This is a genomic window from Enterococcus sp. DIV1090, from assembly GCF_050537975.1.
GTDB lineage: Bacteria > Bacillota > Bacilli > Lactobacillales > Enterococcaceae > Enterococcus > Enterococcus faecalis.
In genome coordinates this window covers 1,135,122-1,149,153 of sequence record NZ_CP172917.1, presented here as the reverse complement: position 1 = coordinate 1,149,153, position 14,032 = coordinate 1,135,122, and the positions used below count along the sequence as shown (strand labels likewise).

13 protein-coding genes and 1 tRNA gene are annotated in these 14,032 nt (G+C 37.7%); 3 read left to right on the top strand and 11 right to left on the bottom strand.

What is annotated here, in order from left to right; genetic code table 11:
* Window positions 1-20 precede the first annotated feature (20 nt).
* The 5 genes from IGL48_RS05570 to IGL48_RS05550 all read right to left on the bottom strand — a co-directional run bounded on the left by IGL48_RS05570 (window position 21) and on the right by IGL48_RS05550 (window position 5,912).
* Window positions 21-1,406 carry an FtsK/SpoIIIE domain-containing protein gene (locus IGL48_RS05570; RefSeq protein WP_000813488.1) on the bottom strand — a complete coding sequence of 462 codons (1,386 nt, stop codon included), beginning with the start codon at window positions 1,404-1,406 and terminating at the stop codon, window positions 21-23.
* A gap of 28 nt (window positions 1,407-1,434) precedes the next feature.
* A complete protein-coding gene (locus IGL48_RS05565; protein ID WP_000985015.1) occupies window positions 1,435-1,821 on the bottom strand; it encodes a YdcP family protein in 387 nt (128 codons plus the stop codon).
* A gap of 15 nt (window positions 1,822-1,836) precedes the next feature.
* Entirely contained in the window at window positions 1,837-2,151 is a 315-nt protein-coding gene (locus IGL48_RS05560) for a YdcP family protein (protein ID WP_000420682.1), read from the bottom strand.
* Window positions 2,152-2,564: 413 nt separating this feature from the next.
* Entirely contained in the window at window positions 2,565-5,201 is a 2,637-nt protein-coding gene (locus IGL48_RS05555) for an FtsX-like permease family protein (RefSeq protein ID WP_048949402.1), read from the bottom strand.
* 9 nt (window positions 5,202-5,210) lie between these two features.
* Window positions 5,211-5,912, bottom strand: a complete 702-nt coding sequence (locus IGL48_RS05550) for an ABC transporter ATP-binding protein (protein ID WP_002360463.1) — start codon at window positions 5,910-5,912, stop codon at window positions 5,211-5,213.
* Window positions 5,913-6,072: 160 nt separating this feature from the next.
* Here IGL48_RS05550 and IGL48_RS05545 point away from each other — a divergent pair, with 160 nt between their 5' ends.
* Together IGL48_RS05545 and IGL48_RS05540 are read left to right on the top strand one after the other, a co-directional pair.
* Window positions 6,073-6,732, top strand: a complete 660-nt coding sequence (locus tag IGL48_RS05545) for a DNA/RNA non-specific endonuclease (RefSeq protein ID WP_002357812.1) — start codon at window positions 6,073-6,075, stop codon at window positions 6,730-6,732.
* A gap of 13 nt (window positions 6,733-6,745) precedes the next feature.
* Entirely contained in the window at window positions 6,746-7,132 is a 387-nt protein-coding gene (locus IGL48_RS05540; RefSeq protein ID WP_002357813.1) for a hypothetical protein, read from the top strand.
* Window positions 7,133-7,174: 42 nt separating this feature from the next.
* Here the strand turns inward: IGL48_RS05540 and nagA are convergent, their stop codons facing one another.
* Window positions 7,175-8,323 carry an N-acetylglucosamine-6-phosphate deacetylase gene (gene nagA, locus IGL48_RS05535; RefSeq protein ID WP_010824583.1) on the bottom strand — a complete coding sequence of 383 codons (1,149 nt, stop codon included), beginning with the start codon at window positions 8,321-8,323 and terminating at the stop codon, window positions 7,175-7,177.
* A gap of 100 nt (window positions 8,324-8,423) precedes the next feature.
* Window positions 8,424-9,251, bottom strand: a complete 828-nt coding sequence (locus IGL48_RS05530) for a helix-turn-helix domain-containing protein (protein WP_002381942.1) — start codon at window positions 9,249-9,251, stop codon at window positions 8,424-8,426.
* 177 nt (window positions 9,252-9,428) lie between these two features.
* Here IGL48_RS05530 and IGL48_RS05525 point away from each other — a divergent pair, with 177 nt between their 5' ends.
* Entirely contained in the window at window positions 9,429-9,605 is a 177-nt protein-coding gene (locus IGL48_RS05525) for a hypothetical protein (RefSeq protein WP_002357816.1), read from the top strand.
* A 65-nt stretch (window positions 9,606-9,670) separates the two neighbouring features.
* On the opposite strand, the gene IGL48_RS05520 is transcribed toward IGL48_RS05525, so the two are convergent.
* The 4 genes from IGL48_RS05520 to IGL48_RS05505 form a co-directional block, all read right to left on the bottom strand.
* Window positions 9,671-10,888: a pyridoxal phosphate-dependent aminotransferase gene (locus tag IGL48_RS05520; RefSeq protein ID WP_002357817.1), complete on the bottom strand. Its 1,218-nt coding sequence runs from the start codon at window positions 10,886-10,888 to the stop codon at window positions 9,671-9,673.
* 246 nt (window positions 10,889-11,134) lie between these two features.
* A tRNA-Leu gene (locus IGL48_RS05515) sits at window positions 11,135-11,218 on the bottom strand.
* 69 nt (window positions 11,219-11,287) lie between these two features.
* A complete protein-coding gene (locus IGL48_RS05510) occupies window positions 11,288-11,749 on the bottom strand; it encodes a SprT family protein (protein WP_002365561.1) in 462 nt (153 codons plus the stop codon).
* Window positions 11,750-11,775: 26 nt separating this feature from the next.
* Entirely contained in the window at window positions 11,776-13,968 is a 2,193-nt protein-coding gene (locus IGL48_RS05505; protein ID WP_002366578.1) for a Tex family protein, read from the bottom strand.
* Window positions 13,969-14,032 lie beyond the last annotated feature (64 nt).

Below are 14,032 nucleotides of genomic sequence, written 5' to 3'. Positions count from 1 at the left end.
TGCCACACCAGCCAGCAAGATCAGTCCACACCTGCGACTTCCGCTTCGCACGTCGCCTGCGTGGACTGTCTGCTGTTGGATAACTTTTTAATTTCCTCCAAGAAATCATATCCTTTTGGTACAAGGGGAGTATAAAACTCTGATATGACACTTGTTCCTACATCAACATAGCCACGACCTTTGATTCGCTTTAAGAAGAAATCCTTTTGTACGTCACTGCCAAACATCATGCCATAGCCCATTTCAGACATACGACCTAAAGCCACTCTGAAATTAAACTGATCACGGATTCCGTCGCCTAAATATTTTGCGTCTGGACGTTGACAAGCCAGTATTAGAAAGAAGCCAGCTTGACGACCTAACATGACAATCTGTTTCAGCTTATTCATAACTGCGGTGTTTTCTTTTGTTCCCAGCATTTCCATGAAAGCGACGTATTCATCAAAGATTAAGAAGTGTGCCGGGAGACCTAAGTAAGCATAATTTTTGCCAGTCTTATAGTTCTTCATCTGCTTCATTTCCTCACTACGTTTCATCATTTCTTCATAGAATGTTTCAATGCAAGAAAGCAAGTCTTCTTTTCTATAGTAGACATTTGCCATCACAGAACCTAAGTCCGCAAGGTCAGCATTTTTCGGGTCAAGAATATACAGTTTTGAATCTGTATGAAGCAAGGCTTCAATCAGTGTCAGTATAAAGTAAGTTTTACCGCCACCTGTACCACCAGCAATCAACATATGAGGGAGCTTATCATATTCCCACCATACGTTTTTCATTAAGCGAAGTTTACCATCTTTAGCTTCTACTTCATCAATAGAAATACGACTGGCTATGGTGTCATAGAGCAAAGTATATTCCACATAGGAATCCTTTAACTCTTTATCCGTCAGCTCACAGTACAAGCCACTCTCTAATTTCTTTTCCAAGTGTAAGAGTTGGTCTTGATATTTTCCCAGCGTGATTTCCACCCGTATCTGTATCAAGCCATTTTTAAGTCGATAATACATTTTAGGGAAGTAGGTTATCTTTTCCTTTGTACGACCAGCACTATCTTTAAAGAAACCCTCTGTTTTGACCTGTTCAGATTCATACCACTTGTTTTCAAGTATCATCTTTGCCAGTTTTTGACGGTGGTAAAGTTGTTTAACCGTATCATAGCGAACCCGTTTGAATACAAACGCTACCAGCAAGCAGATAAGAATTGCGACACTGAAACTGATAATTAAATAGGGAATGTCAATCTTATCTGCTTGTGATAGGTTAAAATCCTGCCAGTTGATCTGCTGGATTGTCTTCACATGAAACAGTCCGACAACCAGCAGGAAAACAGGCAGGAGTGACGCTATCGTAAAATGAAAGACTAAATCTTTACCAGATGGGCGAATCCTTTTACCACGCTGTTTCATGCGAAAAAGTCTCCTTTCTACCTAGCGACTATTTGTCTTGTGTCGGTTCTTTCTTTGCTTGTGGTTGAGCTTTGAATGAACTAGAATCCTTTGTCAGCACAATATCGTCTGCCTTGATATACCAGTCAACATCTGCTCCTTGATAGGTGGCAGTAGCAACGGTGTCCGCAATGGGATTGATAAGTTCCACCCGTGCGTTATAATCAAACTCTTTCAAAGGCACGCTGGCAGGAATACTTACTTGAATCATGCGTCCTTGTCCTTTGGATTTTAAGTCATAGGTACGTTCCTTGATTTCATCTGAAACCGACCCGTCTTCATTTTGGATTCTCACTTCACGACGTAGAGCAGAGAATTTCAATTCTCCAAAAGTCGTGTCTTTATCTAATACAATGCCATTTGCTAATCTCATCATTTTTCCTCTCTTTCTTTATTCTTTTATCATGTCGTCAGCATGTAAAAGGTAATTTGTAAAACCACGAGTGCCGATTTTGTAGCCCTCTGCGGTAATACGTGGATTGACTAACTTCACACGTTCCTCAAAGCCGAAATGTTTTTCGCCAGCTTCAGCAGGAAGCACCACCACAATATCATCTGCTCTTTGAACATCAGAATAGAGATTATAGCTTCTTGATAAGACAGTTAGCCGTCCGTTGATTCTTCGCTGAACGACTTTATCCTCGCCAGCAAATTCTAAATTGCCGAATGTTTTTTCCATGTTGGGAATCACAAATTTAAGTTCCATATTTTTACCTATCCTTTCTTTTTTATTGGCTGAATGAATATTTGATGGTCTTAAAGAGTGGGGAACGACCTTTTGATTCTTGATTTTTTGTTTTCATAAGTTCACTTCCTTTCAAAATCGGGTAAAAAAATAGACACCTCATTTTTTGAAGTGTCTACCTATTAAATATTCAAATTTTATTGGAAGTATCTTTATATCTTCACTTTTCAAGGATAAATCGTCGTATCAAAGCTCATTCATAAGTAGTAAATTAGTAGTAAATTGAGTGGTTTTGACCTTGATAAAGTGTGATAAGTCCAGTTTTTATGCGGATAACTAGATTTTTATGCTATTTTTCTCATAAAAGAAGCAACAATAAACGAGCAGCCCTAGAATTATCGAACTTCTACGGACTCCTCGTTTTTTAAAATGTGCTATTCATTTGATTTTAACGCTTCAATCATATTGATTTTCTTCAATTTCCGATGCATAATGACCATCACAAACAACGTGAAACACATGGTGATGACTGCGGAATATAGATAACTTGGCCAATGAATAATTGGCGAAAACATAATTAAATCAACTTCAACGGTTGCTAAAATATACTGATGCAAAATTTTTCCAAAGAAGCAGCCAACAATAATACCAATGAACGTTAAAATAATGTTTTCACGGTAAACATAGGTAGTGACTTCACGATCGTAAAACCCTAAAACCTTAATCGTGGAAAGTTCTCGAATCCGTTCAGAAACATTAATGTTGGTTAAATTATATAACACAATTAACGCTAAAGAACCAGAAACAGCAATTAGTACCCAAATGACAATATCAAGGCTTTTCAGCATATCATCAAACGAACCTTTCATCGCAGTTAAAAACGTAATGTTCAACACTTTCGGCTGTTTTGTCAACGCCTCTCCGATTGAGGTTTCTTGTTTTGAGGATAACTTTTTGTCAAAAAGTAGGAATTCTGTATTATACTCCGGCTTCTGTTTCGTCATCGTCTGGTAGAGTTTCGGCGTCATATAGACAAAATGACCCGTGTAGTTCTCTGCAATCGCGGCAATTTTCACGTGATAGGTTTGATTATCACTATTTTCTAAATTTAATTGATCTCCGACTTTATAGCCAAATAATTTAGCTAATTTTTCATTAATGATTACACCGTCATCGTTGAGGGAATATTTTTCTCCAGTGACTCGATCATTAAATAATTGAAAATCAGCCATTTTCGAAGGAGCTTGTGGCACATAAAGAGTAATATTTTGAGTTGGTGCGCCTTTGCCCTTCGTTTTAAAGATTTCTGAATATAACGGAATTGTTTTATTCAAACCATCCATTTTGCGCAACGTTTCTTGATACTCTTTTGTCTCTTCAGATGTTGTTTGCTCTTTAAAAGTCACGACTGCTTGGTAATGCCAGATTTTATTAAATTGAATTGTAGCGACATCCACAATTGAATCGCGTAAACCAAAACCAACAATTAACAGCCCCATACAACCAGCTATTCCGATAACAGTCATCAGCATCCGTCGTTTATAGCGGAACAGATTTCTAGCGGTCACTTTTTGAATAAAGCTCATGCGTTGCCATAAAGGGCGGATTCGTTCTAGTAAAATCCGTTGTCCTGCTTTCGGCGCTTTGGGTCTTAGCAAGGTAGCTGGTGTACTTAATAAATCGATTCTTAATGTCACTAAGGCCGCTCCCACAGTACAAGCTAAGGCTACAATGATGCCCCATAAACTGTAATTTAAGTACCACGGTGTAACTAAATCAGGAATATTGTACATTTGACCGTAGGCATCAAAAATTATTTTAGGGAATAGATAATAGCCAACTGCCAATCCTAATAATGCACCTGTTAGGCTAGCAACCGTTGCATAGGTAATAAAAATCGAAGCAATTTCACGATTACGATAACCTAAAGCTTTCAAACTACCAATTTCCATTCTTTTTTCTTCCACCATACGTGTCATGGTAGTTAAGCTGACTAATGCCGCAATTAGGAAAAAGAACAACGGGAACAACGTGGCTAAAGAAGAAATCCGATCAGCGTTATCTTGATATTCAGAAAATCCTGGATTGTCTTCCCTGGTAAAATAATAATACGTTGGGGCTTTCAAATTGGCTAGCTCTGTTTCTTTTTCAGCCAACAGTTGTTCCTGTTTAGCCAATTCGTCTTTTTGCTTTTCAAGCATCTCAGCTGGAATTCCTGGTTGTTGCTCCAACTGCGCAAGCGCTTGTTTTCCCGTTTCCAGCGCTTGTCGACCTTGGTTAATGTCCGGCTGAGCCGAATCACGCAGGGCGGCAACCTGTTCTTCTGGCCGATTTTTCAGTGCCTCTTTTACCTGATTTAAGGCCTGCTCTCTTTTCTTTTCATAATCAGAGGAATACGTATTTTGATGTTTTAATGAACGAAATGAGATTAGCAATTCTGGATACCGTTGACTGTCAAAGGATTTTTCCGAAACCACGCCAAAAAAGTTTAACGTTCCAGACCCGACCGTTGTGGTTCCCCTGGATGTATTATCAATATATTCTGGTGAATTGATAAATCCAACAACAGTAAAATGGGTTTGCGTCAGCCCTTTTTCTTTAATCGCTGCATCGTTTAAAGTGATTTTATCACCCATTTTATAGTCATATCTAGTTTTCGCTAATGTATCTAATGCAATTTCATTTGTTTGTTTAGGTAACCGACCGTCAACTACTTGATAGTTAACCGATCCTGCTTGTTTTTTTCGATAGCCAAACAATTTTACTGCATTATTTTGCGGCCCAATCGTGGCATCTATTGTATACCGCGGCACAACTGTTTCGACATCTTTTAAAGACTGTAGTGTTGTTAAATCTTTCTTTTCCAGTCCCATTGTAGAAATTATTCGCGCATCTGGAAGCTGCTCTTTCTGGTAATAATTATTCGCGGTTTTAATCATATCTGGTCCAGTAGCTTTCAAACCAACAAAGACCATTACACCAAGGAAAATAATCCCCATAATCGATAAAAACCGTGTAGTAGATTGTCTAATTTCACGTAAGCTTGTTTTAATTAGCGCTGTTTTCTTCATTTTAGGCACCTACCATTCAATTTCAGCAACCAATTTAGGCTGATCATTCACAGTCATTTCACGAACTTTCGCATCATTAATTCGAATTACCCGATCGGCCATTTCTGCAATGGCTGAATTGTGGGTAATAATTAAGACGGTCGTTCCTGTTTCACGAGCAGTGTTTTGCAAAATGGTTAAAATTTGTTTCCCTGTTTCATAATCCAGTGCTCCTGTCGGTTCATCACATAAAAGTAACTTGGGCTTTTTAGCAATCGCACGGGCGATGGTTACTCGTTGTTGTTCACCACCAGAAAGTTGCGCTGGAAAATTATCTAAACGTTCCCCTAAACCCACCGATTGTAAAACAGTGGTCGAATCCAACGCATCCGCAACGATTTGCGAAGCCAATTCAACATTTTCTTTTGCCGTTAAATTTGGGACTAAATTGTAAAATTGGAAAACAAACCCGACATCATTTCGTCGATAAGTGGTTAATTGTTTCTCTGAAAACTGAGCGATATCTGTGCCATCAATAATAATTTCCCCTTCATCACAGCTGTCCATTCCACCAAGAATATTTAAAACAGTTGATTTTCCAGCACCGCTGGGGCCTAAAATAACCGCTACTTCTCCTTTTTCCACTTCAAAAGAAATGCCATCATTCGCAGTAATAGTTGTCTCTCCCATTTGGTAACGCTTGTATTCATTTTTGACTTCAATATAGGCCATCCACTATCCCTTCCCTTCTACATTAAAATAGTAACATATCTGAGAAAACAAGTCTTTCAAAGAAAAGCCTTTTTTGATTTTTTAGCAAATTTACGTATAATAGAAAAGATGGTCCACTTAAATTTGGACTATTGCAAGTATAAAATTAGAGGAGCACGTTATGGCAAACAGAAAGAAGAAACCACCATTTAATTCAACCATCATGCTGATTGGCGCATTAATCATTTTAATTTTAGGCGCGGTTGGCGTTAAAGTTCCTGATGCTTTACAAGATTTATTTAATGTTCAACCACAAACAACCACCCCTTCAAGCACACCAGCACCTAAAGGAGATAATCCCGGACCCATTGAAAATGGTAAAGCCACATTTTCAGCAGAGGAATTAAAGGATAACTCAAACGGCTGGATTACTTATCATTCTCTAGATCGTCTAAAACGAGCGACAGGCGCTGATGCGCTATTAAAACCCGCAATGGTCAATACAGGAACTTCCGCTAATAAAGATATTCGACCAGCTGGTTTCATTTCAGGAAAAGCTAATCATTCGCGTGGCCACCTAATCGGCCGTCAAATGGGAGGCAGTGGTGATGATCCACGTAACTTAACCACCTTGTATCAGAATCCTGTCAACACTCCTTATATGACGAAATATGAAAATCAGATTCGGGCAGCTCTTGATCGCGGAGAAACTGTTCGCTATCGCGTGACACCTGTATATAACGGAAACGATTTGTTGGCTGAAAAAATCATCTTAGAAGCCAAAAGCCTTAAAACAAATTCACCCATTGATTTTTCAGTAACTATTTTAAACAAACAATAAGGAGGAACTTTCATTGGATTTTGAACAGCTAAAAGAAACATTACCCGATGCAAAACCACAAACATTTTTGCAAGCAATCCTCTCTCAACCTCAAGAAGAGGATGCTGAATTAACCTTCAGTGAAGAAATTGATGAACAGTTTGTCGAAAATTGTAAATTTTTAGCCTCTCCAGAAACCATTTCTGAAACAGATGTGGAACATTGGCGCGAACAAGAATTTTTAGTTGTCGCCCAAAGTTTAGATGGCGATTATCTAGCAGGCACCCTAGAGCAAACCTTTGTGATTCCTAGCTCCCTTTACAAAGAGGATATTGAGCAATTTGACAAGCAATTAATCGATTTTTTTATTGCCTACGAGAACAAAGAAATCACTTCTGCGATTTTACCAAAAGAATTATAAAAAAAGCTTGCGGATAAATTTCCGCAAGCTTTTTCTTGTGTCTTATGCTCGATAACGTTCAACGCCATCTAAATAAGTGGCTGCTAATTCCATGGTTGGTTCTAATACGATAAAGTCAGCATCGCGACCATTTGCAATTATGCCACATTGATCATCAATTTTACAGCTGATCGCAGGAACTAATGAAGCCATCATAATTGCTTGTGCAGGTGTTGCAATACCCCAATCAACTACATTTTTAATTGCTTCTTTTAGTTTTAAAATACTACCTGCTAAGTTCCCAGTATCCAAACGAGCCGTTCCTTCTGCTACCACAACAGGAAATTCACCTAAATTGTAGTTGCCATCTGGCATACCGCCAGCCATCATGCAGTCTGTAATTAACGCAACGTGATCATGGCCCGCTTTTTCCATCAATACTTCAGCCGCTTGCGGATGTACATGGTGTCCATCACAAATTAATTCAGAGAAAACGTGTTGTAACGTTAATAATGCACCAACCATTCCTGGTTCACGGTGATTTAAGCCGCGCATCCCATTATATGCATGAACAAAAACGCTAGCGCCTGCTTCAACTGCCACATCAGCTTCTTCTAAGGTCGCGTTACTATGGCCTAAAGCAACAACGACACCTTCATCTGTAACGGTTTCAACAAATTCTTTCACACCATTACGTTCTGGTGCCAACGCAATTTTCTTAATAATTCCGCCTGAAGCTTCTTGCCATTCGTGGAATGTATCAAGGTCTGGATCTCCAAAATAACTTGGATTTTGTGCGCCTTTATGTTCTTCAGTAAAGAAAGGTCCTTCAAAGTAAATCCCTTGAATTTTTGCACCAGGTACTTCTTGGTAGACTTGACCAATCGTACGTGCAACGTCTGTTAAACGTTCTTTACTTGAAGTTAATGTTGTTGGTAAAAATGAAGTTACACCACAAGATAATAAGCCTTCAGACATCACTTTAATGCCTTCTGCATCGTTATCCATTACGTCATGATTCATGTAACCATGAATATGAGTATCGACTAAACCTGGGGCAATCCATTTGCCTTCCTCACGAATAATTTTTACGTCCCCTTGCGGTTCATCTTTTGTATAATTACCAAAGATACCATCCGTGATTTCTAAATAACCAGGTCCTTTAACATCGCTTTTTAAAAAGAACTTGTCTGCAAAGATAAATGTTTTCATCTTCATCCTTCTTTCTTTATTTTACTTACTTCAAAAGTACTCTTAATCAGTACAAAAGTCAAGAAATGGTGTAGACCTTTTAAGCAATTCTGAGGATTTTTTAAAGATTGCCACTTTCCACATTTTTCATTTGTTGTGCTAAGTTCAGATAACGTTCTGCTTCTTCGTGTTTATTCTTTCTCATTAAAACTAAATATTTTAGATTTAATAATTCACTTAAATAATAATAACTATTTTTTTTGCGGGCCCAAGTAATTCCTTGATCCACATAAATTTCGGCATCTTTTTCTGTATAATTTTTAAATAAGAAATCAGCATAATTAAAAAATATTTTCGTTAATTCTGCATTACTGCGTTCATTTGGCAATTGATTAAAATAATGAATACTCAAACTTAAAAATCGTTCTGCTTCTACTCGATTGCCCATGTAACCATAAGTAGCACCTAGACAACTAATTAATTGAATCTCTAAATCAGAAACATTTAACTTATCGGCTTTATAGGTGAAAGATAACCCTTTACGCAAGCTAGCAATAGCTTTTTCATAATCATTTAGAACAAACAATTCACAACTACCTAAATAATAATAATATTTTTGCCAGTCCGTATCTAAATACAATTGTTCTTCAATACGATTTTCCTTTAAATAATTTAATAATAATTGATATTTTTTATGGCGAAAATATTCAGCCATTTTTTCAAATGAATACGTAACAACGTGCACATCACCAGATTTATAACGCATAATCTGGTCAACAGTCACACCTAAACGATCACAAAGTTGTTGCATTACGAGGACGTTTGGCAACTCCTCATTGTTTTCAATGCGACTTAAAACACTTTGCGAACAGATGTCTTCTGATAACATTTTCTGTGTCAATTTTCTATTTTTTCTAATTTCTTTAATAACTGCACCTAAAGAATTCATCACAATAGCTCCTATTTATATCGGCCATTTTCCTTGCAAAATGGGGATTTTGTCAAAATATGCGAATTCGCATTATGCTTTTATTGTACTTTATTGCATAATATACTGCAAGAACATTATCTAAGGTTTTCTTAGAAAATAAATAGGTTCATTTTTATTAAAAAGGAGTGTTATTGTATGGCCGAAGAGAAAAAGGTTCACTTCATTTGGGAAAAAACAAATTATTCAGGCTTTGTGGAGAAGGAGTATGAAAATTCTTATCTCATCGTAGTAGCAAATCCTAGTCCTGATATGGAAGAAAAATATACCAACCGAATGATTATTAGTAAAAAAGCATGTGAAACCGCAGAATAGTATTGTTGATAAAACAAGAACTACCAAAAAATAGCTTCGTTAGAGGCTATTTTTTGGTAGTTCTTTTATTTTTGTTTGTAGGTACTTAAAAATTCACGCATTTTATCTGCTGTAGTTTTTAAGTCTTCCATCTTCGGTAAATAAACAATACGGAAGTGATCTGGTTGTTGCCAGTTGAACCCACCACCATGGACTAATAAAATATGATGTTTGTGTAAGAAATCTAAAACAAATTTTTCATCATCATAAATGTCAAATTTGGCCGTATCAATTTTCGGGAAAATATAGAAAGCTGCTTTAGGCTTCACGGCTGATAAACCAGGAATATCATTTATGGCATTGTAAATAAATTCTCGTTGTTCGTAAATTCTGCCACCTGGTAAAAGTAAATCATCGACACTTTGATAGCCGCCTAATGCGGTTTGAATGATTTGTTGGGACAATACATTCGAGCATAACCGCATGGAAGCAAGCATATTTAGCCCTTCGATATACCCTTTTACTCGTGATTTATCTCCACTTAACACCATCCAACCGCATCGAAAGCCTGCCACTCGATGTGATTTTGACAAACCATTCAATGTTACGACAAATAAATCAGGTGCTAATGTAGCAATCGGTACATGAACCAAACCGTCCATGACCAAACGATCATAAATTTCATCAGAGTAAATAATTAAATCATTTTGACGTGCCACTTCGACAATTTCTAGTAATAACTCTTTCGGATATAAAGCACCAGTCGGATTATTGGGATTGATAATAACGATTGCTTTTGTATTCGAAGTTATTTTTGATTTTATATCATCAATGTCTGGATACCATTCTGCTTGCTCATCACAAATATAATGAACGGGTGTACCGCCCGCCAAAGAAACAGAAGCAGTCCATAAAGGATAGTCTGGCATTGGCACAAGTACTTCATCGCCGTTATTTAACAAGCCTTGCATACACATGGTAATTAGTTCACTCACGCCATTACCAGTGTAAATATCATTAATCGTTACATTAGGAAATTTTTTTAATTGGCAATATTGTTCAATCGCTTTTCTTGCAGAAAAAATACCTTTTGAATCGGAATAACCTTCTGAATCGCGAACATTTACAATCATGTCGCGCACAATTTCATTTGGGGCATCAAAACCAAATGGCGCTGGATTCCCTGTATTTAATTTCAAAATACGTATGCCCTCTTCTTGCATGCGTTCTGCTTCTTCTAAAACAGGACCACGGACATCGTAACTTACGTTATTTAATTTATCAGATTTTTTAAAATTTCTCACACGGACTCCCTCGCTTCACAAATTTATACTCTAAAGTTACGCCAACTATAATGAAAAAGCAATAATAAATATCAGAATTTAATAAAAAATTGATGGTTTTTCCGTAATAAACAAGAGCGTAGGACAAAAATCACTTTGGATTTTTGCTCCACGCTCAAAAACTGATAAACGGCGGGAACAGAAGCAACTCCTTCTTATTTCTCGGAGTTAAACACTTCTGTCCCGACCTCTTGTTATACTAGTTGATGCAGATGATGGGACTCGAACCCACACGGACATCTGTCCACATGACCCTCAATCATGCTTGTCTGCCAATTCCAACACATCTGCATTTTAAGAGCACTTATTTATCCTAAAATAATTACTGGTCTTTGTCAAGATAACAAAGACCAGTAATTATTAGATTTGTTCTTTTTTCGCTTGCCAGGACAAACGCCCATGACATTTTCCGCAGACATATCGTGTCGTATCAATTCGTCGTTTTCTGAGGATGACTTCTCCACAAGACTGACATTGGTACTGATGGAAAACTGCTTTTTTCCGTTCTACTAGAGGCGGTGCATAACGGGCACCGCCAGTCTTAGCCAATAACTCTTTAAAGTCCTTATCTTTATGCTGATAGCCTTTGCCAGCTAAATGTAAATGATAGTGACATAACTCATGCTTAATGACTTTTTCCAGTTCCTCTTGTCCATACTTTAAAAAGACAGTTGGATTAAAATCCAGGTGATGCGAAGCTAAATGATAGCGACCGCCCGTAGTTTTTAACCGCCGATTAAATGTAGCTTGATGCAGAAAAGGTTTCTGAAAAAATACGATTGAAATTTTTTCCACTAGCGTTTGAAGCGCTTGATCTGTCATCAAGACTGGTTGAGACTCTTTCATTGTTACTCTTTTCTATCAGCACGAGGCAACATAGTTAAACTAATACGCCCCTTTTTCAAGTCAACATCTTCTACCCAAACTGTGACTACATCCCCCACCGCAACAACATCCGTTGGGTGCTTAACAAATTTAGTACTTAACTTAGAAATGTGGACTAAGCCATCTTGCTTCACTCCAATATCGACAAACGCGCCAAAGTCAATTACGTTTCGAACAGTCCCTTGCATTTCCATTCCTGGTTTCAAATCTTCCATTGTCAACACGTCTTTACGTAAAAGTGGCGCGGACATCTCATCGCGCATATCACGACCTGGTTGGATTAAACTAGCAATAATATCTGTGAGTGTTTCTGAACCTACTTCTAACTCAGTAGCTAATTGATTCACTGGTAACTGTTTCAATTTTTCGATAGCTTCTGCTGTCCCTAATTCTTTAGAAGCAATCTCTGCTTTTTCTAAAATTGCTTGTGCTACTGGATAACTTTCTGGGTGAATGCCAGTGTTATCTAACACATTTTTGCCATTAGGAATTCGTAAAAAGCCAATTGCTTGTTCAAATGCTTTTGGTCCTAAACGAGGTACTTTTTTTACTTGATTTCGTGCTGTGAAGACACCATTTTCATCACGATAAGTGACTAAGTTTTGCGCCGTTGTTTTATTTAAGCCAGAAATATGTTGTAAAAGTTGAGCACTCGCTGTATTCACATCAACACCAACTTGGTTTACCGCAGTTTCTACAACAAAATCCAATTGCTCGGCAAGACGTTTTTGCGATACGTCATGCTGATATTGACCGACCCCGACTGCTTTGGGATCAATTTTTACTAATTCTGCCAACGGATCTTGTAAACGACGTGCAATGCTGACCGCACTTCGTTCTTCGACTTGTAAATCAGGAAACTCTTTACGAGCCACTTCACTCGCAGAGTAAACGGAAGCCCCTGCTTCATTAACAATCACGTAAAAGACGTCCCGTTTCACCGCTTTTAATTGCTCTGCCACAAACAATTCAGATTCACGACTTGCCGTTCCGTTTCCAATAGCTACCATGTCCACTTGATAGTCTTCAATGATCTTTTTAAAGGCTGGACCAGCGGCTTCACGTTTCGCAGCAGTCGCTGGTTTATGTGGATAAATCACTTGAATTGCTAAAACTTTACCCGTTTCATCGACAACTGCTAATTTACAGCCTGTCCGATAAGCCGGGTCAAATCCTAGAACAACTTTTCCTTTAAGTGGTGACTGTAATAATAAATTACGTAAATTTTCACCGAAAATTGCAATCGCTTGTTCATCAGCTTTTTCTGTTAATTCATTGCGAATCTCCCGTTCAATCGCTGGTCCAATGAATCGTTTATAGCTATCTAAATAAGCAGCCTCAATGTATGGAGCAGCTAAGCTTGTTGCTTGTTTGCCGATTAGTTGACGTTGGAAATAATCATTAATTTTTGTTTCATCAGCGACAAGGGAAACCTTTAGAATGTCTTCTTTTTCACCACGATTCGTTGCTAAGACACGGTGCGGCACCATTTTGCTAACTGGTTCTGCAAAATCGTAATACATTTCATAGGTCCGCTTTTCGTCTTTTTCTTCATCCTTAACTACGCTAACGTATTGCGCATGTTTAACCATATAATCACGTAACCATGTTCGGTATTTTGGTTCATCGCTAATACGTTCTGCTAAAATTTCATGAGCACCTTGCAAGGCTATCTCGGCGGTTGCAACTTCTTTTTCTTCATTAATAAAAGTAGCCGCTTTAGCTAAGATATCCGCGTTTTCAGGTAAAGAGAGCAACCAATCTGCTAATGGTTCCAACCCTTTTTCTTTCGCGATAGTCGCTTTAGTCCGACGTTTTTGTTTATATGGTCGATATAAATCTTCCACTTGTTGCATTTTTACTGCTTTTTGAATATCTGTTTTGAGTTCTTTTGTTAGTTTTCCTTGCTCTTCAATTAAACGGAGAACTTCTTCTTTCCGCTTTTTCAAGTTTTGTAAATAATGATAACGTTCTTCTATTTCACGGATTTGGACTTCATCTAAACTTCCAGTCATTTCTTTCCGGTAACGGGCAATAAAAGGAACTGTATTTCCTTCATTTAATAAAGTTAAAACCGTTGTTATTTGTTTTGAACGATACGTTGTCAATTCTTTTTGAAGTAGCGCTACTACTTCTTCGTTATAAGCTTCTGCCATTAACTAGATACCTCTTTTCTTATGCATACTTATCTATTTTAGCATATTTTTGCTTCTAAATATA